General features: G+C 69.8%; 18 protein-coding genes and 1 riboswitch. Of the genes, 8 read left to right on the top strand and 10 right to left on the bottom strand.

The window, feature by feature from the left end:
• The first annotated feature begins 2 nt into the window (after window positions 1-2).
• Both AC5677_RS37565 and AC5677_RS37560 read left to right on the top strand, forming a co-directional pair.
• Entirely contained in the window at window positions 3-2,282 is a 2,280-nt protein-coding gene (locus tag AC5677_RS37565) for a protein kinase domain-containing protein (protein ID WP_497192366.1), read from the top strand.
• Between the two features lie 274 nt (window positions 2,283-2,556).
• Window positions 2,557-3,429 carry a LysR family transcriptional regulator gene (locus AC5677_RS37560; protein ID WP_497192365.1) on the top strand — a complete coding sequence of 291 codons (873 nt, stop codon included), beginning with the start codon at window positions 2,557-2,559 and terminating at the stop codon, window positions 3,427-3,429.
• Between the two features lie 466 nt (window positions 3,430-3,895).
• Here AC5677_RS37560 and AC5677_RS37555 read toward each other — a convergent pair whose 3' ends face one another.
• The gene (locus AC5677_RS37555) at window positions 3,896-4,624 is read right to left on the bottom strand and encodes a glucose 1-dehydrogenase (RefSeq protein WP_497192364.1); all 729 of its coding nucleotides are present in this window, start codon (window positions 4,622-4,624) and stop codon (window positions 3,896-3,898) included.
• Window positions 4,625-5,008: 384 nt separating this feature from the next.
• Here AC5677_RS37555 and AC5677_RS37550 point away from each other — a divergent pair, with 384 nt between their 5' ends.
• The 3 genes from AC5677_RS37550 (at window position 5,009) to AC5677_RS37540 (ending at window position 7,293) form a co-directional block, all read left to right on the top strand.
• The gene (locus AC5677_RS37550; RefSeq protein WP_497192363.1) at window positions 5,009-5,983 is read left to right on the top strand and encodes an alpha/beta fold hydrolase; all 975 of its coding nucleotides are present in this window, start codon (window positions 5,009-5,011) and stop codon (window positions 5,981-5,983) included.
• A 164-nt stretch (window positions 5,984-6,147) separates the two neighbouring features.
• Window positions 6,148-7,062, top strand: a complete 915-nt coding sequence (locus AC5677_RS37545; RefSeq protein ID WP_497192362.1) for an NmrA family NAD(P)-binding protein — start codon at window positions 6,148-6,150, stop codon at window positions 7,060-7,062.
• A gap of 45 nt (window positions 7,063-7,107) precedes the next feature.
• Complete coding sequence (locus AC5677_RS37540) at window positions 7,108-7,293, top strand: hypothetical protein (protein ID WP_497192361.1); 186 nt, start codon at window positions 7,108-7,110, stop codon at window positions 7,291-7,293.
• A gap of 98 nt (window positions 7,294-7,391) precedes the next feature.
• On the opposite strand, the gene AC5677_RS37535 is transcribed toward AC5677_RS37540, so the two are convergent.
• On the bottom strand, window positions 7,392-8,411 hold the full coding sequence (locus AC5677_RS37535; protein WP_497192360.1) for an isopenicillin N synthase family dioxygenase: 1,020 nt from the start codon (window positions 8,409-8,411) through the stop codon (window positions 7,392-7,394).
• 371 nt (window positions 8,412-8,782) lie between these two features.
• On the opposite strand from AC5677_RS37535, the gene AC5677_RS37530 reads away from it, so the two are divergent.
• Window positions 8,783-9,850, top strand: coding sequence for an NAD(P)-dependent oxidoreductase (locus AC5677_RS37530; RefSeq protein ID WP_497192359.1), 1,068 nt, complete (start codon window positions 8,783-8,785; stop codon window positions 9,848-9,850).
• A 112-nt stretch (window positions 9,851-9,962) separates the two neighbouring features.
• Window positions 9,963-10,910 carry an NAD(P)-dependent oxidoreductase gene (locus tag AC5677_RS37525; RefSeq protein ID WP_497192358.1) on the top strand — a complete coding sequence of 316 codons (948 nt, stop codon included), beginning with the start codon at window positions 9,963-9,965 and terminating at the stop codon, window positions 10,908-10,910.
• A 240-nt stretch (window positions 10,911-11,150) separates the two neighbouring features.
• Here AC5677_RS37525 and AC5677_RS37520 read toward each other — a convergent pair whose 3' ends face one another.
• The 8 genes from AC5677_RS37520 to AC5677_RS37485 form a co-directional block, all read right to left on the bottom strand.
• Window positions 11,151-11,942, bottom strand: coding sequence for an enoyl-CoA hydratase (locus tag AC5677_RS37520; protein WP_497192357.1), 792 nt, complete (start codon window positions 11,940-11,942; stop codon window positions 11,151-11,153).
• Window positions 11,939-12,883: a 3-hydroxyisobutyrate dehydrogenase gene (gene mmsB, locus AC5677_RS37515; RefSeq protein ID WP_497196902.1), complete on the bottom strand. Its 945-nt coding sequence runs from the start codon at window positions 12,881-12,883 to the stop codon at window positions 11,939-11,941. The genes AC5677_RS37520 and mmsB overlap by 4 nt, the downstream gene beginning before the upstream one ends.
• Complete coding sequence (locus tag AC5677_RS37510; protein WP_497192356.1) at window positions 12,880-13,956, bottom strand: enoyl-CoA hydratase/isomerase family protein; 1,077 nt, start codon at window positions 13,954-13,956, stop codon at window positions 12,880-12,882. The genes mmsB and AC5677_RS37510 overlap by 4 nt, the downstream gene beginning before the upstream one ends.
• Window positions 13,953-15,098, bottom strand: coding sequence for an acyl-CoA dehydrogenase family protein (locus tag AC5677_RS37505; RefSeq protein WP_497192355.1), 1,146 nt, complete (start codon window positions 15,096-15,098; stop codon window positions 13,953-13,955). The genes AC5677_RS37510 and AC5677_RS37505 overlap by 4 nt, the downstream gene beginning before the upstream one ends.
• Before the next feature lie 5 nt (window positions 15,099-15,103).
• Entirely contained in the window at window positions 15,104-16,603 is a 1,500-nt protein-coding gene (locus tag AC5677_RS37500; RefSeq protein ID WP_497192354.1) for a CoA-acylating methylmalonate-semialdehyde dehydrogenase, read from the bottom strand.
• 212 nt (window positions 16,604-16,815) lie between these two features.
• A riboswitch (cobalamin riboswitch) is annotated at window positions 16,816-16,994 on the bottom strand.
• A 113-nt stretch (window positions 16,995-17,107) separates the two neighbouring features.
• Window positions 17,108-18,280 carry a bifunctional 2-methylcitrate synthase/citrate synthase gene (locus tag AC5677_RS37495; RefSeq protein ID WP_497192353.1) on the bottom strand — a complete coding sequence of 391 codons (1,173 nt, stop codon included), beginning with the start codon at window positions 18,278-18,280 and terminating at the stop codon, window positions 17,108-17,110.
• Window positions 18,281-18,341: 61 nt separating this feature from the next.
• Window positions 18,342-19,247 carry a methylisocitrate lyase gene (prpB, locus tag AC5677_RS37490; protein ID WP_497192352.1) on the bottom strand — a complete coding sequence of 302 codons (906 nt, stop codon included), beginning with the start codon at window positions 19,245-19,247 and terminating at the stop codon, window positions 18,342-18,344.
• Window positions 19,247-20,767, bottom strand: coding sequence for an MmgE/PrpD family protein (locus AC5677_RS37485; protein ID WP_497192351.1), 1,521 nt, complete (start codon window positions 20,765-20,767; stop codon window positions 19,247-19,249). Before AC5677_RS37485 ends, prpB begins: the two co-directional genes overlap by 1 nt.
• A 233-nt stretch (window positions 20,768-21,000) precedes the next feature.
• On the opposite strand from AC5677_RS37485, the gene AC5677_RS37480 reads away from it, so the two are divergent.
• On the top strand, window positions 21,001-22,461 hold the full coding sequence (locus AC5677_RS37480; RefSeq protein ID WP_497192350.1) for a short-chain fatty acyl-CoA regulator family protein: 1,461 nt from the start codon (window positions 21,001-21,003) through the stop codon (window positions 22,459-22,461).
• Window positions 22,462-22,638: the final 177 nt, after the last annotated feature.

Raw genomic sequence — 22,638 nt, 5'->3', positions numbered from 1 at the left:
GAGTGTCGCTGCGCGAAGGTGATCCAGCCGAGATCGGTGGTTATCCACTTGAGGCCCGGCTCGGCTCGGGTGGCATGGGCACCGTCTTTCTGGCCCGTACGAGTTCCGGGCGACCTGTCGCGATCAAACTGATCCACCCGCAGTTCGCGGCGGACGACGAGTTCCGCACCCGCTTCCGACAGGAGGTGGCGGCGGCGAGGCGGGTGAGCGGCGCGTTCACCGCCGCCGTGGTCGACGCTGCCCCTGAGGCCGAGCAGCCGTGGATGGCGACGACCTATATCCAGGGGCACACGCTCTCCCGGCGCATCGCCACGAAGGGCCCGCTGAGCGGAGCGGACCTGAGGAGGCTCGCCATCGGGCTGGCGGAGGCGTTGCGGGACATCCACCGGGCGGGGGTCATCCACCGTGACCTGAAGCCCTCGAACGTCGTGCTCTCGACCGAGGGCCCACGCGTCATCGACTTCGGCATTTCGCGCGCCGTGGACCAGCAGACGCTGACGGTGACAGGGCGGGTCATCGGTACGCCGCCCTTCATGTCTCCGGAGCAGTTGCTGGCGCCACGTGATGTGGGACCGCGGTCCGATGTCTTCTCGCTGGGGACGCTGCTGGCGTACGCGGCGACGGGCCACGGGCCCTTCGACGCGGAGAGCCCGTACATAGTTGCGTATCAGGTGGTCCACGGGGTGCCGTCGCTGGAGGACGTGCCGGTGCCCTTGCGTACGGTCGTCGAGTCGTGCCTGGCCAAGGAGCCCGATGGGCGCCCCTCGGCGGACGAACTCCTCGTGCTGCTACGGGACCTGCCGGCCGACCTCGGCCAGACCGACGCGAGCGCAGTTGGCGCGAGCCGCACCCGCGACATGATCACCCAGCATCACTTCGCGACGCCTGCCACCCCGACGCCTGCCACCTCGACGCCGGCCACCCCGGCGCCGACCGCCCCGACCACCACCTCGGCCGGTCCCGATACGGGGACCGCCGACACCCCCGTCGGCCGCCGACTGCGTCGCCGATGGCGTCCCGTGCTCGCGGCCGCGGTCGCGGTCACGGTGGCAGCGATCGGCGGAGGGGTCGCCGCACTGATGGCGGGCGGCTTCGGGGGGAACGGCGGCGGCGACAAGGGCAACAGCCTTGCGGCGCCGGCTGCCGCACTTCCGGACGGCTTCCAGCCGTGGCACAAGACCGTGCCGGGCGGTCGCGAGGACATACCCGACGAGCTGCGTTGCGTCGCGCGCGGCGACGCGCTGTTCTGCGGGGGCGGCGGTGTTGTCGCGACCCGTATCAGGGCCGGCGACGGCTCGCGGGTGTGGACGGCGAAGAGCCCCGGCGTCCCCGCCAACGGCATGCACATGGTGGGCGCCACCGACGACACGGTGCTCGGTTACCGCATCGCCGCCCAGGACGCCCCGCAGAACCCTCCCAGCGAGGTGGTGGCCATCGACGCGAACACCGGACGGGAGCTGTGGTCCGTGCCGTCCGGCGCCCAGTCGACGGCCGTCACGGGCCGGACCCAGGACGCCGTTGTGGTCGGCTCCGACGTCGTGACGGTCGACGCTTCCAACTCCCGCTTCGAGGCCCGCAACGCGCACAGCGGTCAGGTCACATGGACGTCGTCATTCCCCGTGGGTACGCAGTGCGCTCCGGTCCCGGTCGGCCCACAGCTCGTCGCGATGTGCGCGACGGATGCGGAGGTGAATGCCTTTGCAGTGCGCCACCCCACCCTGTACCCGGTCGACCGCGCCTCGGGGACACTGGGCAGGCCCATCAAGGTCAACGGCCGCGCCGTGCCGATGGGCGTCGCCAACGGCAGGCTCGTACTCCTGCAAGTACACATGGAGGGAACGGATCCGGCCGGCTACAACGGGGTGGTGCGGGTCGACCCGGCCTCGCGGAAGGTCACGTACTCCCGACTGGCCAAAACATACGCGGGGACGCCCGGCCTGGCGGACAGCACCGTCTACGTGAGCGGGCAGAGCGGTCTCATCACAGCACTCGACCCCGCGACCGGCCGGAAGAAGTGGTCGCGGCAGACTGCCGTGGAGGGCGCGTCGGGGCCTGTTGCGGGAGCCGACGCACTGTATTTCAGCTCGGCCACCGGCCGGGTGGTCGCGCTGTCGCCGGACGATGGCAAACCCCTGTGGACGACAGATCCGCAGGTCGATGGTTTGACGGGCGGGCAGGGCGCAAGCCCGCGGGTGACTCTTGCAGGGCGCGCGGTGATCGTGGCCGCGGCCAAGAACACGCTCTTCGCCTTCGACACGCAGAAGCCGCCGAAGTCGGGCTGACCCGGGTGGCTGGACGGCGGCTGCAACATTGCCATGGAGTACCGCGGGCAGCTCCGCCGCGCCCACGGCCTGAGCCCGCACCGGGCCAACTGCCGCTTCGCGCGCCCGATCTGACTGACGACGGCGATGACGCGCCGTCGCCCGAACTCCCGCCGGAAGCCCGGCCATCGCCTCGCTGCGGCACTCTGGCGTCTATCGCGCGGCGACCAGGACGAGAGACGCGGTGGCCAGCCCCAAATAGCCGCCAGGAAAGCTGCTGCGCTGCTTCGTCGCCGTGGCGGACGAGGGGAGCCTGACCCGCGCCGCGGAACGGCTGTTCGTCTCCCAGCCGGCGCTGACCAAGCAGATCAAGCAGCTGGAGACCCGGCTCGGAGTGCCGCTGTTCACACGGTCCCGGACCGGCATGGCTCTCACCGAACCGGGCCGGGCCCTGGCGGAGCGAGCGCCCGCCCTGCTGGCCGCGTGGGACCGGATCCTGTGGGAGACGAAGAGCACGGCCGGCCGCGCGGCCCGTGTGCTGCGAGTCGGCTTCCTGGCCAGCGCCGCCAACGAGGCGACCCAGCACATCATCGCGGAGTTCGCCCGCTGCCGGCCGGGCTGGCGGGCCGACATGCGGCAGGCCGCCTGGTCGAACCCGTCCGCCGGACTCGTCGCCGGAGACGTCGACGTGGCCTTGGTGCGGCTGCCTTTCCCCGGCCAGGATGCCCTGCGCGTGTCGGTGCTGTTCACCGAGCCCCGCTGCGTCGCACTCCCCACTGCACACCCCCTGGCAGCGCGCGACGTGATCCCCTTCCGGGACCTTTGGGACGAGCCGTTCGTGGCAGCCCCGCCCGAATCGGGCCGATGGCGGGATTACTGGCTGGCCACCGACGAACGCGACGGCCACCCGGTCCGCACCGGCGCCGTCACCGACCAGCCCGACGACTGGCTCAGCGCGATCGCCAACGGCTACGGCATCGCCCTCGCCCCCGAATCCGCCGCCCGCTTCTACGCCCGCCCCGGCGTCACCTACCGCCCTGTCACCGGCGTCAGCCCTAGTCAGGTCGGCGTCGCCTGGGCCCCCGCCGACGACTCCAACCCCATGGTTCAAGACTTCGTCCGCTGCTGCCTGGACAGCAGACCCCGGCAAGACGAGACCACCACCTGACCACACGCCCGGCGCCGACTGCACAACACCATCGCGCCCCAACCGCCCGGTGCGGGAAAACGACCAGGTCAACCGCCCGCCGTGAAGTAGCCCGGCGCGAACTGACCTCCTCCTGCTGTCGGTTGGCGTTCTTGCCGGCTCGGATGTACGCGGATGCCGGACGATATGCGTCGGCCCACCGGCACTTCACCACCGCGGCTCAGCGCGCAGAAGCGGCGGAGGAGCGGATCTTATGGGTCATGGCGCTGCGTGCCATGGGCACCCTCGCCTTCTCGCAAGGGCACCGCCGCTCAGCGATGGAATATGGGGCACGAATCCCACGCAGCCGACTCCAAACCCCAACGTCTCCAGGCCGACAAGGCATATGCCGTCCCACCGGCCGGTCCGTGCCGCCTCGCGGATCTCTTCCAGCATCCCGTGCCGCCGTACCGCGTGCCGGAAGTCGGGCACGATCGACGTTACGTTATTAGATCTGCGCTCTGCCGCCATCAACGAAAAGTTCGATCCCCGTGACGAAGCTGGAGTCATCCGAGGCCAGGAAAAGCGCCGCCTTGGCAACTTCATCGGGCTCCCCCATGCGCCCCATCGGAATGGTGGACGCAATCTTCGCGATGGCATCTTGAGGTTGCGCAGCCACGAGTGGCGTTTCGATCGGGCCAGGGCTGAGGACGTTGCACCGGATACGGCGATCCTTCAGTTCCACCGTCCACCCTCGGACGAAATTTCGGACGGCAGCCTTGCTCGCACCGTAGACCGAGAACGCGGGGGTTCCCTTGACGCTCGCAACGGAGCCCGTGAGGATGACAGAGGCGCCGTCATTCAACAGCGGCAGGGCCTTTTGCACGGTGAAGAGCGCCCCCTTCACGTTGATGTTGAAAATTTTGTCGAAATGTTCTTCCGTGATGTCTTCCAACGAAGCGAACTCACCCAGACCTGCGTTGGCGAAAACGATATCGATTCGCCCCTTCGCCTTGACGGCCTCGTAGAGGCGGTCAAGGTCGGCCAGTTCGGCGACGTCGCCTTGAACGCCGGATACGTTGCCACCAATTAGCGCCACGCTTTCATCGAGTTCCTTCTGGCGGCGACCCGTGATGAAGACATAGGCGCCCTCTCTGACGAAGAGCTTTGCTGTGGCCAGTCCGATCCCCGCGGTGCCGCCGGTGATGACCGCCACCTTTCCCTGCAACTTGCCCATAGTCGCCACTCCCGACATTCTCAAGCATGACCGGCCGGATGGCCCGGGTTCATCCCGGAAGCCGCGGACATCTTAGTTCGGGGAGATCACCTCGAGCCGATATACCGACATCCAGGGGAAGAATTCTCCCCCCGAGGTGAACGGAACTTCACGCAGCGGCACGGCTTCTGCGGCAGAAAACCAGTCGATCCCGCGCTCTGCGCACCACGCTGGACGGTCGTCGAAATACCACAGCTCACGACGTGGGTTCTGGAAACCCGTTGACACCGGTCATTCACTTCCATAGCCCACTTTTGTGACCCGGTTGGCGTACGTGGCCGCGCCTGCCGGTGCGGATGGGTGAACACTCAGATGCCGTAGGCCTCACGGAAGGCGAGAAACGGTATGGCAGCATTTCCGGTCCCCGGCTCACGGCGCCGAATACGTCGCACACACGTCATCGCGGCCGGGTGCGCCCTGGCCCTGTGCACGACCGTGGCAGCCCCTGCCGCCGCGGACGGCGGCACGGCCACGACCAAACCCACCATCGTGCTGGTGCACGGGGCGTTCGCGGACGCCTCCAGTTGGAACGGGGTCGTCGAGCGGCTCGAACGCCGTGGCTACCCCGTCATCGCCCCCGCCAACCCGCTACGCGGGCTGTACAACGACTCCACCTACATCGCTTCGGTGCTGGACAGCGTCAAGGGCCCGATCGTGCTGGTGGGTCACTCGTACGGCGGCTCCCTGATCAGCTCGGCCGCCGCGGGCAACCCCCGGGTGAAGTCCCTGGTGTACGTATCGGCGCTGATGCCCGACGTGGGCGAGAGCGGCATGTCCCTGGCCGCCAAGTTCCCCAGCGAGCTCGGCACCGCCATGAAGTCCGTTCCCTACCGGGCCGGCGGCGTCAGCGGGACCGACCTCTACCTCAAGCCCGACAGGCTCCATCAGGTTTTCGCCGCCGACCTGCCGGAGAGCACCACGAGGCTCATGGCGGTGACCCAACGGCCCGCGGCAACCACCGCGTTCTCGGAGAAGGCCAAGGTGGCCGCCTGGAAGCACATCCCGTCGTGGTTCCTCGTCGCGAAGCAGGACAAGACCATCAACCCCGACCAGGAACGCTTCGAGGCGAGGCGCGCGGGTTCCCACACGGTGGAGATCAACTCCTCCCATGTGGCCATGATCGCCCACCCCGAAGCGGTCACCGACCTCGTCCTCCAAGCCGCCATGGCCGCCGATTCCGCCCGGCACGCGCTGGCCGCCACGGGGTCTACCCATGACGACCGGGCCGAGATCGCACTCGCCGGCATCGCCGCCGCCTTGTTGATCGCGGGCGCAGGAGCCATCCTCCTCAGCCGCCGGCTGAGGCGCGCCGCGCTCTAACGGCGTTCCAGGGTGGAGTACCTTCCTCTGCCACCGACGGCCGTGAGGGCATACGGCCGGCTTCGATGCAGTTCTCAGCCGCGCACCACCGAAGCCATCACGGGACTACTGCAAAGACACCTCGGCCTCGGTGATTGCTGTCGCATGAGGCCAAGGAGAGAAAGATGCGGAAGGCAGGCATCCCGCGGGCGCTGGTCCTCGGGGCCACCGGCCGCACCGGAGCGGCAGTCGTGAAGACGCTGGAGGCGACGGCCGGCCAAGCGGTTCCGGTGCGTGCCTCACGCAGCACGGCGACCGTCGAGCAGTGGAACAAGGAAGGGAAGGAAGCGGTCCGCATCGATCTCGACGACCCCGACACCTTCCCCGGCGCGCTGGAAGGCATCGACCGGGTATTCGTGATGACCGGATACACCTCGGCGATGAACCACCAGACCAAGACGTTGGTGGACGCCGCCGAGGACGCCGGCGTCGGCTTCCTGGTCCACCTGGGTGTCTTCGGCGACGGGCGGTCCACCGACCCGCACTTCGCGTGGCACGAACTGGTGGAGCGCTATATCGCGGGCTCCAAGCCGGCCTGGGCAAATGTGCATCCGCATGTGTTCATGGAGAACCTGCTGGGTATCAACCGGCTGCGCGACGGCCAGATGGTGTGGCCGATGGGCGACAAGCGGGTCGGCTGGATCGCCAACGACGACATCGCTGCGGTCGTGGCCAAGGTCTTGGCCGAAGGCCCCAAGACGCATGCCGGTGAGGATTACTACCTTTCCACCGATCTCCTCAATGGCGCTGAGGTGGCCGAGGTCCTGTCCGCCGCCCTTGGGCGGGAGATCCCCGCGCTGGTCCTGACCCCGGACGATCTGCAGCGCATGATCGATGCGGGGCTGAACACCGCGCCCGCCACCATGGACGCCGCGTACGCCGCCAGCACGCTGACGTGGGCGCGACAGACCTACGAGGGCCGGATGGACTACTCCGCGGTCACCACCACCACGGTCCAGGACCTGCTCGGCCGAGAGCCCATCCATCTCGATTCGTGGGCCGCCACACACCGTCAGGAACTGCTCGACCAGCTGTCCTGACAGCGATAAGCGAGAAAGGCATCCGCTGGGGCGGACGCCCACTCAATGCCGCGTGACGGGTCGCTGACGATCGGCGGCACTTCCGGACACGACCCGGGCCTTGCCATGCTCCAGGAGTACCTGGACCACAACGAGCCGGGGCTCGCCTTCGACTGTCGCGTCGACCTCGGCGACGAGCGGGATCTCCCCGTGCCCTTCTGTCAGAACCTTGACCAAGGCGCCCGCGAATGAAGCTTCATTCGGCCGCACTCCGCAGACCACACCGTGAATGGCGCGTTCTCCGCCGCCACCGTCGCCGGCGGCCCTGCGAGATCTGCATCGCCGACCGGCTACTCAGCCGCGCTCAGCTCCTGGGTGAGGAGGGCGGCGTGATGGCGGCGGGCGACCTGCGGGTGGGCACGCAGCCAACCCTTCAGCTCGTTGCGCCCGTACTCGGCGAACAGAGGGTTGGCCGGGTCCTGGGTGACGCCGGGGGCGTGGCCGGCGTGCGGGAACGGCAGCGGTGCGATGCGCGCGTCCAGGCGCGGGTTGTAGAAGAACGGCACGGAGTACCGCTCCACGGCACCGGGCGGGCTGACCACGTGATGGTTGGTGGCCTTGAGGTAGCCGTTTGTGGCCACCTCCAGTAGCTCCCCGAGGTTGACCACGAACGCCCCCGGCAGCGGCGGAACATCGTGGAAGTCCCCGTCCGCGCGCTGCACCTGGAGCCCACCGACCTCGTCCTGCAGCAGCAGTGTGAGAAAGCCGTAGTCCTTGTGGGCGCCGACGCCCTGCCCAGTGCCGTCGGTGGCACTGCCGGGGTAGCGGACCAGCTTCAGGTGCAGGTGCGGGTCGGTGGCGAAGACATTGTCGTAGAAGTCGGCAGGCGCGCCGATCGAGGCGAGCAACTCGTGCAGCAGCCGGTTGGCGACCTCGGTGAGCCGGTCCACCCAGGCCAGGGCCGCGGCACGCAGCTCCGGCAGGGCGGCCGGCCACTGGTTGGGGCCCTCCAGCCACAGGTAGGCGGGCTCGCTCGGACCGGGAGCGCGGGCGGGGCGCTCGGCGCCTATGTCGAGCTGGTCGCGCCAGTCGCGGCTGCCGCCGGTGTGCTCGTCGCCGATGCGGGTGTAGCCGCGGAAGTGCGGGGACTTGAGGTTGCTCACGGCGAAGCGGTCCGCCTCCGGAAGGGCGAAGAAGCGGCGCATGGCGCCAAGGAGCGCATCGGTCTGGGCCGGGGGGACCCCGTGGCCGGTGAGCTGGAAGAAGCCGACGTCTCGGGCGGCCGTGTGGAGCTGCGCGTGCAGGTGGGCGCGCTCCTGGGGATCACGGGACGCGGCTGACAGGTCAATCACGGGAAGCTGCTGCGACATGGTTTTTTCCGCGGGTGAGGGCCAGGCCGAACTCGGTGATGGCCGAGGATGCCGCGGCAGACCCGGGTAGGGCGGGCCGCGAGGCCGGGCAGATGTGCAGAGGGAAGACCGCCTGCGCGGAAGGGCCGGGCGGGCGGAGCGGAAGTCAGCCGGAGCGTCGACAGGACATGCTCGTGACGCGGAGGAGGTCCACGTGGCGGCGTCGAACGAGCAGGAGCATGGCAGGAAGGATACTGCGCCGGCCAGCGGGCCAAGCGTGGTGCACGTCACGCGAAGCAGCGCTCGGGAGGTGAAAAGGGAACCGCCCGTCCTGCTTCCGCGAAGTCACTGCCCGAAGGTGGCTGTCGCAGGTCTCGAGCCCGGCGGCGCCGATGCGAGTGCGCTCGGTGGGCGGTTGCGGCATTGCGCAGGGTGGAGGAACGCGAGCGGGGCGGGGACCAGGCCGGCGGGACGCCGCCGTCCTGCCTGACCCGCCGATGTTCGGCTTACTGATCGTGAAGGGCGCTGCGTTTCCTTACCGGGGAAGACCCGGGTGCCAGCGGAAGATGGATGAGGGGAACAGAAAGGGAGCTCCCATGTCTCACCCTTCCACCGTCGCCGTTCTCGGAGCAGGCGCACTCGGCTCCGCAATGGCGATGCGGCTCGGAGATCGTGGCCACGAGGTTCGGCTGTGGAACCGTACGGAGGAGAGGGCCCGTGCGGTGGCGGAGCGCGCTACCGGGGTCACGGCAGCGAGCGCGGTGGGCGATGCGGTCTCCGGCGCGTCCGTCGTCATCACGGTACTCCGTGACGGCGATGCGGTCGCGGAGGTCATGTCAGATGCCATCGGCCGGCTCGACGACGACGCCGTCTGGGTACAGGCGAGCACGGTAGGGCCACGGAACGCCGACGCGCTGGCCGGTCTGGCTCGTGATCACGATGTTGCGTACCTCGATGCACCGGTCTCGGGAAGCACCGCTCCCGCACGGGAGGGCAAGCTTGTCTGGCTGGTTGCCGGTTCCGAGGACGTCCTTGGACGGGCGCGTCCGCTGCTCGACGATCTCGGTTCGTCCGTGCTCCACGTCGGGACGGGGGTCGAGGGAAACGCCGTCAAGCTCGCGGTCAACGCCTGGATGGCTGCCTCGACGGTCGCCATGAGCGATGTCCTTGCACTGTGCGACGATCTCGGCGTCGACCACGCGACGTTCGTCCGGGTGCTCGAGGCGGGCCCGCTCGCCATGCCGTACGAGTTGCAGAAAGTGCGCGTCATGGACGACGCCTCATACGCGCCCGGATTCGCGGTGCAACTCGCCCTGAAGGACATCGAACTGGCCGCGGCGGCCGCCGCCCCCAGCCCTCTGCTCCAAGCCGTCCGCGACCGCCTGGAAGCAACCGTCGCCGCCGGTCACGACAACGACGACCTCGCCGCCGTCGACTACCTGAGGAAGCCACCGTCGTAGTCCGCCTGCGAATCGTTGCTCATCGGCCCTTGCCGGTCGTATACCCCCCTCCGGCCGGTCGACTGCGGGGCCGCACCGGTCGAGTCGTCGTCCAGGATTGAGGTACAGAAAAATGACGCTTGCCGCCCAGGACCGCCGGCGTATCGGCTGGGTCGGTGTCGGCCGCATGGGCTTCCAGCTGGCTGCCCGCCTGCTGGACGCGGGGCACGACGTAGCCGTCTACAACAGGACCCGCGCCAAGGCCGAACCGCTGGCTGAACGGGGAGCGACGATCGCCGACCGGCCGGCTGATCTGGCCGACCGGGACGTCGTCTTCACCATGGTGACCGCCTCGGCCGCCCTGGAGGCGGTCACCACGGGCCCCGGCGGCATGCTGACCTCGTCGGATACCGCGCCGGAGGTGGTGATCGACTGCTCCACGGTGTCCAGCCAGGTGTCCGCGCTGATCCGGAACGAAGCCGCCAAGCGCGGGACCGACTTCCTGGCCGCCACAGTGAGCGGGAACCCGAAGGTGGTCGCCGCGGGCAAGCTGACGGTCGCGGTCTCCGGCTCACCCGAGGTGTTCGGCCGGGTTGAACCGTTGCTGGCAGTGCTGGGACGGGGGGTGACCTACGTCGGCGAGGGCGAAGCCGCCCGTCTCGTCAAGATCGCGCACAACGTCTTCCTCGGCGTCGTCACCCAGTCGCTCGCCGAGATCACCATCCTCGCGGAGAAGGGCGGTGTCAGCCGCGCCGCGTTCCTGGAATTCCTCAACGACTCCGTGATGGGCTCGGTCTTCACCCGTTACAAGTCGCCCGCGCTGGTCAACCTGGACTTCGAGCCGACGTTCACCATGCCGCTGCTGCGCAAGGATTTCGACCTTGGGCTCTCCGCGGCCCGCGAGCTGGAGGTCCCGATGCCACTCGCCGCCGCCACCGCTCAGCTCGTCGCGGGGGCCGTCGGCGCGGGGCACCTCGAAGAAGACTTCGCGTCCTTGATCCTCGAGCAGGCCAGGAACTCCGGCATCACGCTGGAAGCCCAGAACGTGCCAGTGGACGACGGTCTGTCACCTCAAACCTGACCTGCCGACCGCCACCACCGGTGCGGTCCGCGGGCCCCGACCGGCGGTTGCTCGACGATGCTCTCCTACATACGGGCGAACGTGTGCCCGCCGCGCGCGGACCTGGTGCGCCTCACCGGCACGCCGGGCTCCCGGGCCCGTCGGGCTGCCGGTGACGAGAGCACCGAGCCCGCACGGACTCAGGGGTGAGCCGCTGTCTCCGGAGACAGCGGCTCACCCCGAACACGGCCCCGTCTCCGCTCAGCGGTGGACGAAGTCCGGCGGCCGCTTGTCGACGAAGGCGCTCATGCCCTCCTTCTGGTCCGCGGTCGCGAACACGGCGTGGAACAGGCGCCGTTCAAAACGGACTCCCTCGGCGAGAGTCGTCTCGAAGGCCCGGGAGACCGCCTCCTTCGCCATCATCGCGACGGGCAGCGACATCCCCGCGACGGTCTCGGCGACCGCGAGGGCCTCGCCGAGCAGGTCAGCCGCTGGGACGACCCGAGAGACCAGCCCGGCTCGCTCCGCCTCGGTGGCGTCCATGGTGCGGCCGGTCAGACACATCTCCATCGCCTTGGCCTTGCCCACGGCGCGCGTCAGCCGCTGGGAGCCGCCGATGCCCGGGATGACGCCCAGCTTGATCTCGGGCTGCCCGAAGACGGCGGTGTCGGCGGCCAGCAGGATGTCGCAGAGCATGGCCAGTTCGCACCCGCCGCCCAGCGCGAAGCCGGAGACCGCCGCGACCGTCGGGGTGCGCAGCTGTCCGAGCCGGTCCCAGGCGGTGAACCAGTCGCTCAGGTACATGTCGAGGTAGCCCTGCGGGGCCATCTCCTTGATGTCGGCGCCGGCCGCGAACGCCTTCGCCGAGCCGGTGAGGACGATGCAGCCGACGTCCGGATCCCGGTCCAGGACTTCGGTGGCCGCGACGACCTCCGTCATCACCTCCAGGCTGAGGGCGTTGAGCGCCTTGGGGCGGTTGAGGGTCACCAGGGCCGTGCGGCCCTTGCGTTCGACGAGGATGGTTTTGAACGTCGTGTCGTAGGGGTGGGTCATGCGGGGGTGCCGCCTTTCGCATCGCTCCTGGGTCCGGCTCCGGGCTCGCCCGCCACTTCGTCCCGCAGGGTCCGCAGGATCCCGGAGAAGTCCTCGTCAGCCCCGGTTCCCGCTGCATAGGCGGCATACAACTCCGCTGCTTTCAGGCCGAGTTCGGCACGCACTCCGCCCGCACGGACCGCATTGGCGGCCAGGCCGAGGTCCTTGGCCATCAGCGGTGCGGCGAAGCCGGGGAGGTAGTCGCGGTTGGCTGGGCTGGTGGGGACGGGGCCCGGCACGGGGCAGTTGACGGTCAGGGCCCAGCACTGGCCGGACGCGGTGGAGGCCACGTCGAAGAGCGCCTGGTGGGACAGGCCCAGGCTCTCGCCGAGGACGAATGCCTCGCTGACGGCGATCATCGAGATGCCGAGGATCATGTTGTTGCAGATCTTCGCCGCCTGTCCGGCCCCCGCGGCACCGCAGTGGACTGCCTTCTTGCCCATCGCGGACAGCAGGGGCTCGGCCTCGGCGAACTCGGCCGCGCCGCCACCCGCCATGAACGTCAGCGTCGCCGCCTCGGCTCCCACCACGCCGCCCGAGACCGGTGCGTCCAATGCCCGGTGGCCGGCAGCGGTGGCAGCCGCGTGAGCGGTGCGGGCGTCCGCGACGTCGATGGTGGAGCAGTCGATGAACAGCGTGCTCGGCCTGGCCGCTGCGAGCAGGCCCTCGTCGCGGTAGAGCGCGAGGACATGCCGGCCTGCGGGGAGCATGGTGATCACCACGTCCGCGCCGGTCGCGGCCGCCGCAGCCGACCCGGCGGCCTCGATGCCTGCCGTGGTGGCCGCCGCCAGCGAGTCCGCCGCCAGGTCGTAGCCGAGGACTCGGTGCCCGGCCTTCACGAGGTTGGCGGCCATGGGGCCACCCATGTGACCGAGCCCGATGAAGGCGATGACCTTGCTCACCACGGAACCTCCTGCGGGGAGTCGCCGGTGATCAGGGTCAGCTCCCGGTCACCGAGGGGGGCGAAGAAGCGGGCCACGTCGTCGTCCGTCACCTCGGTGAGGGTGGCGGGCGACCAGCGCGGCGCGCGGTCCTTGTCGATCACCTGCGCACGGATGCCCTCCACCAGGTCCGGTGCGGACAGCGCCGCGCACGAGACGCGGTACTCCTGTTCAAGGACTGCCTCCAGCGGTCCCAGGCCGCGCGCCGTGCGCATCGCGGCCAGCGTGACCTTCAGCGCGGTGGGCGATTGGGCGAGCACCGATTCGGCTGCCGCCTTCGCGGCCGGGGCACCGCTCCCGAGGAGCCGGTTCACGATCTCCTCGACGGAGCCGGCGGCGTAACAGTGGTCGATCCACTCCTGGTTCGCGGCCAGTTCGCCGGGCGGCGCCTCGCCTACGAATGAGGGGAGTACGTCGGTCACCGTCCTCGTGGCGAGGGCCTTGAGCAGTTCCGGCAGCCGGTCCGCCGGGACGAAGTGATCGGCGAGCCCGCACAGCAGCGCGTCCGCAGCTCCCACGGCCGTCCCGGTCAGTGCCAGATGGGTGCCCAACTCCCCCGGCGCCAGGGCCAGTAGATAGGTTCCGCCCACATCGGGCACGAAGCCGATGCCGGTCTCCGGCATGGCGATCCGGGAGCGTTCGGTGACGATGCGTACGCTGCCGTGCGCCGAGACGCCGACTCCACCGCCCATCACGATGCCGTCCATGAAGGCCACGTAGGGCTTGGGATAGCGGGCGATCCGGGAATTGAGCCGGTACTCGTCGCGCCAGAAGGCGGCCGAGGCATCGCCGCCGCCTACGCGTGCGTCCTCGTAGATCCCACGGATGTCACCGCCGGCGCACAGACCGCGCGCTCCGGCCCCGGTGATCACCACGGTCTCGACCGCCGGATCGTGTTCCCATTGGTTGAGGGCGGCAGCGATCCCGCGCACCATCTCGTGGGTGAGGGCGTTGAGGGCCCGAGGCCGGTTCAGGGTGATACGCCCCGTGCGGCCCTCGACGCTCGTCAGTACGGTGTCCTGGTGTCCGCTCATCGGACGGCCTCCGCGAGCCCGCGGGCAACGATGACGCGCATGATCTCGTTCGTCCCTTCGAGGATCTGGTGGACGCGGAGGTCCCGGACGATCTTTTCGATGCCGTACTCGCTGAGATAGCCGTAGCCACCGTGCAGCTGCAGTGCCCGGTCGGCGACGGAATAGCCGGTGTCCGTGGCGAACCGCTTGGCCATCGCGCACTGCTGCGGCGCCTGCGGATCGTCGCGGTCCAGCGCGTCGGCCGCCTGCCGCACCAGAGCGCGGGCGGCGGCCAGCTCGGTCGCCATGTCGGCGAGCCGGAACCGGAGCGCCTGCGCCTCCAGGAGAGGAGCACCGAACGCCTCACGGTCGGCGAGGTAGGACAGGCTGCGGTGCAGTGCGCTCCGCGCACCGCCGAGCGAGCAGGCGGCGATCCCGAGGCGGCCGCCGTTGAGGCCCGACATGGCGATGCGGAAGCCCTCGCCCTCGGCCCCGAGGAGGCGGTCGGCGGGGATGCGTACGTCGTCGAGGATCACCTGTCGGGTGGGCTGGGCGTTCCAGCCCATCTTCTGCTCGTTGGGGCCGAAGGACAGCCCTGGGTCGTCCCGTTCGACGACGAACGCGGAGATCCCGTCGTGGCCGGTCCGGCCGGTGCGGGCCATCACGACATAGACCTGTGAGGCGCCCGCTCCGGAGATGAACTGCTTGACGCCGTTCAGGACGTAGTGGTCGCCGTCGCGTTCGGCGCGGGTGCGCAGTGCCGCGGCGTCCGAACCGGCGCCCGGTTCGGTCAGGCAGTAGCTGCCCAGCGCCTCCATGGAGCACAGATCCGGGAGCCAGCGGGCGCGTTGGGACTCGTCGCCGTACCGGTCGATCATCCAGGCGACCATGTTGTGGATGGAGAGATAGCCGGCGATGGACGGGCAGCCGGTCGCCAGGACTTCGAAGACGAGGACCCCGTCGCCGCGGCTGAGGCCGGAGCCGCCGGATTCCTCGCGTACGTAGACACCGCCGAGGCCGAGGCCGGCGGCCTTGCGCAGGACATCGACGGGGAAGTGCTTGTCGCGGTCCCAGGCGAGGGCGTGCGGCGTGAGGTGTTCCTCGGTGAAGTCGAGGGTGACTTCGGCCAGGGCGAGCTGGTCCTTGGTGAGAGTGCTGTTCATCGGGCTCATCCCATCGTCGGGATGGTGAAGCTCGCGCCTTCCTTGACCCCGGAGGGCCAGCGCGAGGTGACGGTCTTGGTGCGGGTGTAGAAGCGGATGGCGTCGGGGCCGTGCTGGTTGAGGTCGCCGAATCCCGAACGCTTCCAGCCGCCGAAGGTGTGGTAGGCGACGGGGACCGGAATCGGTACGTTGACGCCGACCATGCCGGTGTTGACCCGGCGGGTGAAGTCGCGGGCGGTGTCGCCGTCGCGCGTGAAGATCGCCACTCCGTTGCCGTACGGGTGCTCGCTGGGCAGCCGTAGTGCCTCCTCGTAGTCGGCAGCGCGCACCACGCAGAGGACCGGGCCGAAGATCTCCTCCCGGTAGATCCGCATCGCCGGGGCGACCCGGTCGAAGAGCGAGGCACCGGCGAAGAAGCCGTTCTCATACCCGGGCAGGGTGAAGTCGCGCCCATCGACGACGAGTTCGGCGCCTTCGTTGACGCCGATGTCGACGTAGCGGCGTACGCGGTCGAGGGTGTCCCGGCTCACCAGCGGACCGAAATCGGCGTCCGGGTCGTCGGAGGCACCGATCCGTAGCGTGGCGATACGGTCCTTGAGGCGGGCGACCAACCGGTCGGCGGTGTCCTCGCCCACGGGAACGGCGACGGAGATCGCCATGCAGCGTTCGCCGGCCGATCCGTACCCGGCGCCGATCAGCGCGTCCACGGCCTGGTCGAGGTCGGCGTCCGGCATCACGATCATGTGGTTCTTGGCGCCCCCGAAGCACTGGGCGCGCTTGCCGTGCCGAGCGGCGGTGGCGTAGATGTCGGCGGCGATCGGGGTGGAGCCGACGAAACCGACCGCTTGCACACGCGGGTCCGCGAGGAGGGTGTCGACCGCCTCCTTGCCGCCGTTGACGACGTTCAGCACGCCGGGTGGCAGGCCGGCCTCAAGGAAGAGTTCCGCGAGGCGCAGCGGTACGGACGGATCGCGCTCCGACGGCTTGAGGATGAAGGCGTTCCCGCAGGCAATGGCCGGGGCCGCCTTCCACAACGGGATCATCGCGGGGAAGTTGAACGGGGTGATACCGGCGACGACACCGAGCGGACGACGCAGCGAATGGACGTCTATGCCGCTACCTGCGTTGTCGGTGAACTCCCCCTTGAGCAGATGCGGGATCCCCGCGGCGAACTCCACGACCTCCAGGCCACGCTGAAGGTCACCATGCGCGTCGGCGACGGTCTTGCCGTGTTCGGCGGAGAGCATCCGGGCCAGTGACTCCCGCTCTCCGTCGACGAGTTGGAGGAATTTCAGCAGCACCCGGGCGCGGCGCTGGGGATTCCACTCGCCCCACTCCTGCTGCGCCGACTCGGCGTCGGCGATCGCCTGCTCGGTGTCGGCCGGGCCGGCCAGCGGGACCCGGGCCTGGACCGAACCGGTGTTGGGGTCGTATACGTCGGCGAAGAGCCCCGAGGTTCCCGGGGTGTGCTTGCCGCCGATGAAATGTGTCAGTTCACGGACCATGAGAGCCTGCTCTCGTCAGGTGCGATCCGGGGATGGCACGGCGGGCCGAAGAGCGCACCCGGTGGGGTGCGTGTACGGGCAGGCCGTGGGACGCGAAGGCCGAAGAGCCGTCGCGGAGCTAGGGGTTGGCGTGGGCCACCGCTTGCTCCGCCGGATCACCTGGGTCGTGGGTACGGACCGGTGCCATGCGTGTCTGCTCCATCCTCGTGGACAACACGGAACACCCCGCGGCCGGTATCCTGACTCCCGGATCAGCGCGCACCCTCCGGCCTTCCCGACGGATTTCTCCGTCAGTGGCCTGTCCTGCTCGAAGAGCACACTTCCCGGTCACAGTGGCGGGACCGCGCCGGAATCGCACCGGCTTCCCTGCACCGCGGGCCTTGCCCACGAACATATAGTTGGACGTCCTAGTAAGTCCACCCCGCCCCGCCGCCCGACGTCAGCGGGGTCGTGCGGACCCCGCCATGGATGACCTGGCTACCTACGGGGACGCAGTGGACGAGGTCATCGGCGAGGTGGAGCTGGTGGTCGTCCGACGGCCGGCACGGTCCGCTGGTCGGGTCCGGTGTAGGCACCCAGGGGACGGATCAGAGCGTTGTGGGCGAGCTGTTCGGTGATGTGGGCGGTCCAGCCGGTGATACGGCTCATCACGAAGATCGGTGTGAAGGTGGGGATGCCGAAGCCCATGAGGTGGTACGCGAGCCCGGCCGGGTAGTCCAGGTTGGGGTGGATGCCCTTACGGGTGATCATGGCGTGTCGCAGGACGGCGTGCAGGGTGGCCAGTCGCGTGAGGTCCGGGTCGGCTGCGTGTGCGACGAGCCGCTCGGTGGCCTGCTGCATGATCGGCACGCGAGAGTCGCCGTGCTTGTAGACGCGGTGGCCGAAGCCCATGATCTTGCGCTTCGAGGCCAGAGCTTCATCGAGCCACTCCTCGGCCCGGCGCGGGTCACCGATCTCGTTGAGCATATGCATCACGGCTTCGTTGGCGCCGCCGTGCAGCGGCCCCTTGAGGGCCCCGATGGCGGCGGTGACGGCGCTGTAGAGGTCGGAGAGCGTGGAGGTGACGACGCGGGCGGTGAACGTCGAGGCGTTGAAGCTGTGTTCGGCGTACAGGATGAGCGAGATCTCGAAGCAGCGGACCACTTCGGGCTCGGGGATCCGGCCGAAGCACATGTGGAAGAAGTTCTCGGCGTAGCCGAGGGACGGGTCGGGCTGGATCGGAGCGAGGCCGCGGCGCCTGCGGTGGTCGGCGGCGACCACGGTCGGCAGCTTCGCCAGGAGGGCGAGGGACTTGGTCCGGTTCGCGGCCGGGCTGTCGTCGTCCTCGGTGGGGTCCTCGGCACCGAAGAAGCTGACGGCGGTGCGCAGGACGTCCATGGGATGGCAGCTCTCCGGCAGCCGGGCCAGAAGGTCCCCCGTGGTGCGGTCCAGGGGTCTCAACGCGCGTTCGCGGGCCCGGAATTCGCCGAGCGGTCCGGCGTCGGGGAGCTCTCCGTACCAGAGCAGGTGGGCGACTTCCTCGAAGGAGCAGCGGGCGGCGAGGTCCTGGACCGGATAGCCGCGGTAGGTCAGGGAGTTCGTCTCCTGGATGACGGTGGAGATCTCGGTGGTGTCGACGACGACACCGGCGAGGCCACGGCGGATGTCCGGTGTGGCGGGCGAGGCGGTGGTGGTCATGGGGACCTCCGGCGACGAGGGCGGGCTCCGGCTATGGGGGCGCGCCGGGTGAGTGGGCGGGTCAGGTGCCGGGCGGGAGGGTGAAGTCGAAGACGGCCGAGTCGAAGGCGGTGTAGTCCTCGTAGCCCAGGACCTCGTAGAGCCGGGAGCGGGTCTGCATGCGGGGCAGCAGGGATTCCTGGGTGCCCTCGGCGGCCAGCGTCCGCAGCCCGTCCTCGATGGCGCCGTTGGCCAGACGGAACAGGGTGACGGGATAGAGGGCGATGTTGTACCCGAGGTTCTCCAGGGCGGTGGCGGTCAGCAGCGGGCCCTTGCCGAACTCGGTCATGTTGGCGAGCAGCGGCACGTCGAGGGCCGTGCGGAACGCCTCGAACTCGGCCTCACTGGCAAGCGCTTCGGGAAATACGGCGTCCGCGCCGGCCTCGACGTACGCCTTCGCTCGGTCGATCGCGGCACCCAGGCCCTCGACGCCGCGGGCGTCGGTACGGGCCATCAGCAGGAAACCCTCGTCGCGCCGGGCGTCGGCCGCGGCACGGACCCGCTGCACCATCTCGTCGCGCGTCACGAGCGTCTTGCCGTCGAGGTGGCCGCAGCGCTTGACGCCGATCTGGTCCTCCAGGTGGAGCCCGGCGAGCCCCGCGTCCTCGAAGAGCTGCACGGTGCGGGCAGCGTTCACGGGCGCGCCGAAGCCGGTGTCGGCGTCGATGAGGACCGGCAGGTCGGTGACCCGGGTGACCTGCTGGGCCCGCGCGGCGATCTCCGTGGAAGTGGTGAGACCGATGTCCGGCAGGCACAGCTCGGCGGCGAGCACGGCGCCGGAGAGGTAGGCGGCCTTGAACCCGTGCTCCTCGATCAGTTTCGCCGAGTACGGGTTGATCGCCCCCGGCATCGGCAACAGCCGTCCCGAGGCGAGGTGTTCGCGCAGCGTTCGGCGGCGCTCGGCGGGTGTGGTGTGGGTGTGCAGCATCAGAACAGACCCTTCGGGAGCCGCGCGTCGTACGCGGCGACCGCCGCGGTGTCGACTGCCGGGAACAGGTCCGCGAGCCCCGGCGTGTCCAGCTCGGCCAGCCGGCCCGCCGCGTCCAGGAAAGCGTCCTGCGCGGCCGGCTCGACGATGCCCTCGGTGAGGGTGCGGAACTTGGCCGTATAGCCGTCACGGCCGAAGGGCCGGGCGCCGGCCGGATGGGCGTCAGCGACGGCGAGTTCGTCCTCGATGGCGGTGCCGTCATCGAGGGTGATCACGGCCCGGCCGCCGAAGGCGCGTCGCTGCGGGTCGGGGTCATGGTAGCGGCGGGTCCACGCCGGGTCCTCGACCGTGGAGATCTTCTTCCACAGCTCCACGGATTGCGGGCGCCGGGCGCGATCAGGCGCGTAGGAGCGTTCGTGGTGCCAGGTGCCGTCCTCCAGAGCGACGGCGAAGATGTACGGCACGGAGTGGTCGAGAGTCTCGCGGCTGGCGGTGGGGTCGTACTTCTGGGGGTCGTTCGCGCCGGATCCGATGACGTGGTGGGTGTGGTGGCTGGTGTGCAGCACGATGGACGCCACCCGGTCGAGCGGGCCGGTCTTCTCGCGCAGCCGCCGCGCGAGGTCGATGATCGCCTGTGCCTGGTACTCGGCGGAGTGTTCCTTGGTGTAGGTGTCGAGGATCGCCCGGTGCGTTTCGCCTGGTTCCGGCAGGGAGACGGTGTACGACGCCTGGGGACCGTCGAGCATCCAGGCGAGGAAGCCGTCCTCCCCCTCGTAGATCGGCGACGGTGCGCCTTCTCCGCGCATCGCCCGGTCCACGGCCTCGATCGCCGCCTTGCCGGCGAAGGCCGGGGCGAACGCCTTCCAGCTGGAGATCTCGCCCTTGCGGGACTGCCGGGTCGCGGTCGTGGTGTGCACCGCCTGCCCGACGGCCTGGTACACGGTCTCCGTCGGCAGTCGCAGCATCGCCCCGATTCCGCAGGCGGTGGCCGCGCTCAGGTGCGCCACATGGTCGATGCGGTGGGCGTGCAGGCAGATGCCTTTCACGAGCGCGACGTGGATCTCGTACGCGGCGATGATGCCGCGCAGCAGATCGGCCCCGGAGCGTCCGGTGTGCTGGGCGACGGCGAGCAGCGGCGGGATGTTGTCGCCGGGGTGGGAGTAGTCGGCGGCGAGGTAGGTGTCGTGGAAGTCGAGCTCACGCACCGCCGTGCCGTTGGCCCAGGCGGCCCACTCGGGCGGCACGCGCGACCCCGGCTCCGCGCCGAACACCGAGGCGCCCGGGGTGGCCGTGTGCGTCATGGCCTGGGCGCGGGCCACGGCGACCGGGCGGCGGCGCAGGGCGGCGAACGCGACCGAAGCGTTGTCGATCACCCGGTTGACCGCCATGGCCGCGGCTTCCGTGTCCGGCGCGGCGGGCTCCTGGGTTCCGGTGGCGACGGCGGCCAGCTTCCAGGCGAGCTGCTCCTCGCGGGGCAGGCGGTCGGCACTGGGGTGGACGCGTACCTGGTGGTCGATCACGGGACTCCTCGCGGGGTGCGGTTTCGCGAAGGCCTCCCTCGCCTGGGGGCCTCGCGTTCTCCCTACCGATCATTCCCACACCCGGCACCGTTGGCGACGGCTCCAATCTGCGAAATCCGTACGGCCGAGACCTGCGAAGCTGCGAATTCTGCCAAATCTGCGGATGGTAACTTCACAAGAGCGGGGCCGAGCGGGCACCGAGTGGAACGCGAGCGGGAAGGGGCGCATCACCCATGGCACGGCGTCCCGAACGGAAGATCTACGCACACGCCAAGCTGCGGAGGCTGCGCACCGAGCGCGGCATGAACCAGGTCGAGCTCGCCCGTTCGCTCGGTATCTCGACGAGCTATCTGAATCAGATCGAGCACAGCCGGCGCCCGCTGACCGCACCGATCCTGCTGCGCATCGCCGAGGTCCTCGGCGTGGACCCCGAGTTCTTCTCCGAAGCCGCGGAGGAACGCCTCGCGACCGACCTGCGGGCCGCACTCGGCGACGAGGCCACCGGCGTGTCCGCGTCGGCGGAGGAAGCCGTCGAGGTGGCCCGGGACCATCCTGAGGTGGCCCGTGCGCTGGTGGCCCTGCATCAGCGCTACCGGGACGCTTCCGAACAGGTGGCCGCGCTGGCCTCCGCCTCCGCCGACACCCCCGCTACCCCGCACGCCGCCCTGCCCCCGGCCGAGCCGCACGACGAGGTACGCGACTTCTTCTACACCCATCACAACCACATCGAGCCGCTCGACAGCGAGGCGGAGCGCTCGGCGCAGGAATGGGGGCTCGGCTCGGCGCACCCGGCGGCGGACATCCTGCGACGCAGGCTCGCCGACCACCACCACGTCACGGTGGTGCGGGCGGCGCCCGAACGTTCGGCGGACGCGCGCCGCTTCGACCGCGCGAACCGCCTGCTGTTCTTGTCGCCTTGGCTGACGGAAGGCCAACGCGCCTTCCAACTGGCCACCCAGGTAGCCCTGTTGGAATGCGGCCCGCTGCTCGATGCTCTGGTCGGCGGGGCCGGGCTGACCTCCGCGCAGGCCACGGCCTTGGCCCGCATCGGGCTCGCGAACTACTTCGCCGGGGCCCTGCTGATGCCGTACACGGTGTTCCGGTCCGCCGCCGAGGAGCTGCGCTACGACATCGAGCTGCTCCAGGCGCGCTTCGGTGTCGGATTCGAGACCGTCTGCCACCGCCTCAGTACGCTCCAGCGCTCCGGCCGGCGCGGCGTGCCCTTCTCGTTCCTTCGGGTGGACCGCGCCGGCAACGTCTCCAAGCGACAGTCCGCCACGGCCTTCCACTTCTCCCGGCTCGGCGGCACATGCCCACTGTGGACGGTGTACGAGGCGTTCTCCTCCCCCGGCCGCATCCTCACCCAGGTCGCCGAAATGCCCGACGGCAAGCGCTACTTCTGGGTGGCACGCACCGTCACCCGGGGCGGAGCCGGGCATCACGCGCCACGCGCCGAGTTCGCCGTCGCGCTGGGCTGCGAACTGCGCCACGCCCATCGACTGGTCTACGCGGAAGGCATCGCCCTGGACGATCCCAGGGCCGCCACCCCGATCGGCCTCGGCTGCCGGATCTGCGAGCGCCGCGACTGCGCACAGCGGGCCCGTCCGCCGGCCGGTGGCCGACTGGCCGTCGACCCCGACCGACGCACCTACGTCCCCTATCCGGTGGAGACGTCGGGCAGCGACAGGGGGTGAGGCGCCGCAGCGGGCGCCAGAGGTGATGTGGGCCCGGGTGGTGCATGTACTGGGCACACCTGGGAGTGCGTTCCGGGGCCTGGACGCACCGCCGTTGACAGCGACGGAGGTCAGCGGTCGGTTCGGGTGCTGGAAGCTGTGGCTCGGACGCGGTCTTGTCTCCATGCGGGCGAACCA

Source organism: Streptomyces sp. JLSY215, from assembly GCF_059682825.1.
This window is presented reverse-complemented; position numbering and strand designations above follow the sequence as displayed.

What these genes read in the sequence shown, in the direction of transcription:
- AC5677_RS37555 (WP_497192364.1), bottom strand. Translation starts at nt 4,624, where the DNA reads ATGGGCAAGTTGCAGGGAAAGGTGGCGGTCATCACCGGCGGCACCGCG.
- AC5677_RS37550 (WP_497192363.1), top strand. Translation starts at nt 5,009, where the DNA reads ATGGCAGCATTTCCGGTCCCCGGCTCACGGCGCCGAATACGTCGCACA.
- AC5677_RS37545 (WP_497192362.1), top strand. Translation starts at nt 6,148, where the DNA reads ATGCGGAAGGCAGGCATCCCGCGGGCGCTGGTCCTCGGGGCCACCGGC.
- AC5677_RS37540 (WP_497192361.1), top strand. Translation starts at nt 7,108, where the DNA reads ATGCCGCGTGACGGGTCGCTGACGATCGGCGGCACTTCCGGACACGAC.
- AC5677_RS37535 (WP_497192360.1), bottom strand. Translation starts at nt 8,411, where the DNA reads ATGTCGCAGCAGCTTCCCGTGATTGACCTGTCAGCCGCGTCCCGTGAT.
- AC5677_RS37530 (WP_497192359.1), top strand. Translation starts at nt 8,783, where the DNA reads ATGCGAGTGCGCTCGGTGGGCGGTTGCGGCATTGCGCAGGGTGGAGGA.
- AC5677_RS37525 (WP_497192358.1), top strand. Translation starts at nt 9,963, where the DNA reads ATGACGCTTGCCGCCCAGGACCGCCGGCGTATCGGCTGGGTCGGTGTC.
- AC5677_RS37520 (WP_497192357.1), bottom strand. Translation starts at nt 11,942, where the DNA reads ATGACCCACCCCTACGACACGACGTTCAAAACCATCCTCGTCGAACGC.
- AC5677_RS37510 (WP_497192356.1), bottom strand. Translation starts at nt 13,956, where the DNA reads ATGAGCGGACACCAGGACACCGTACTGACGAGCGTCGAGGGCCGCACG.
- AC5677_RS37505 (WP_497192355.1), bottom strand. Translation starts at nt 15,098, where the DNA reads ATGAACAGCACTCTCACCAAGGACCAGCTCGCCCTGGCCGAAGTCACC.
- AC5677_RS37500 (WP_497192354.1), bottom strand. Translation starts at nt 16,603, where the DNA reads ATGGTCCGTGAACTGACACATTTCATCGGCGGCAAGCACACCCCGGGA.
- AC5677_RS37495 (WP_497192353.1), bottom strand. Translation starts at nt 18,280, where the DNA reads ATGACCACCACCGCCTCGCCCGCCACACCGGACATCCGCCGTGGCCTC.
- prpB (WP_497192352.1), bottom strand. Translation starts at nt 19,247, where the DNA reads ATGCTGCACACCCACACCACACCCGCCGAGCGCCGCCGAACGCTGCGC.
- AC5677_RS37480 (WP_497192350.1), top strand. Translation starts at nt 21,001, where the DNA reads ATGGCACGGCGTCCCGAACGGAAGATCTACGCACACGCCAAGCTGCGG.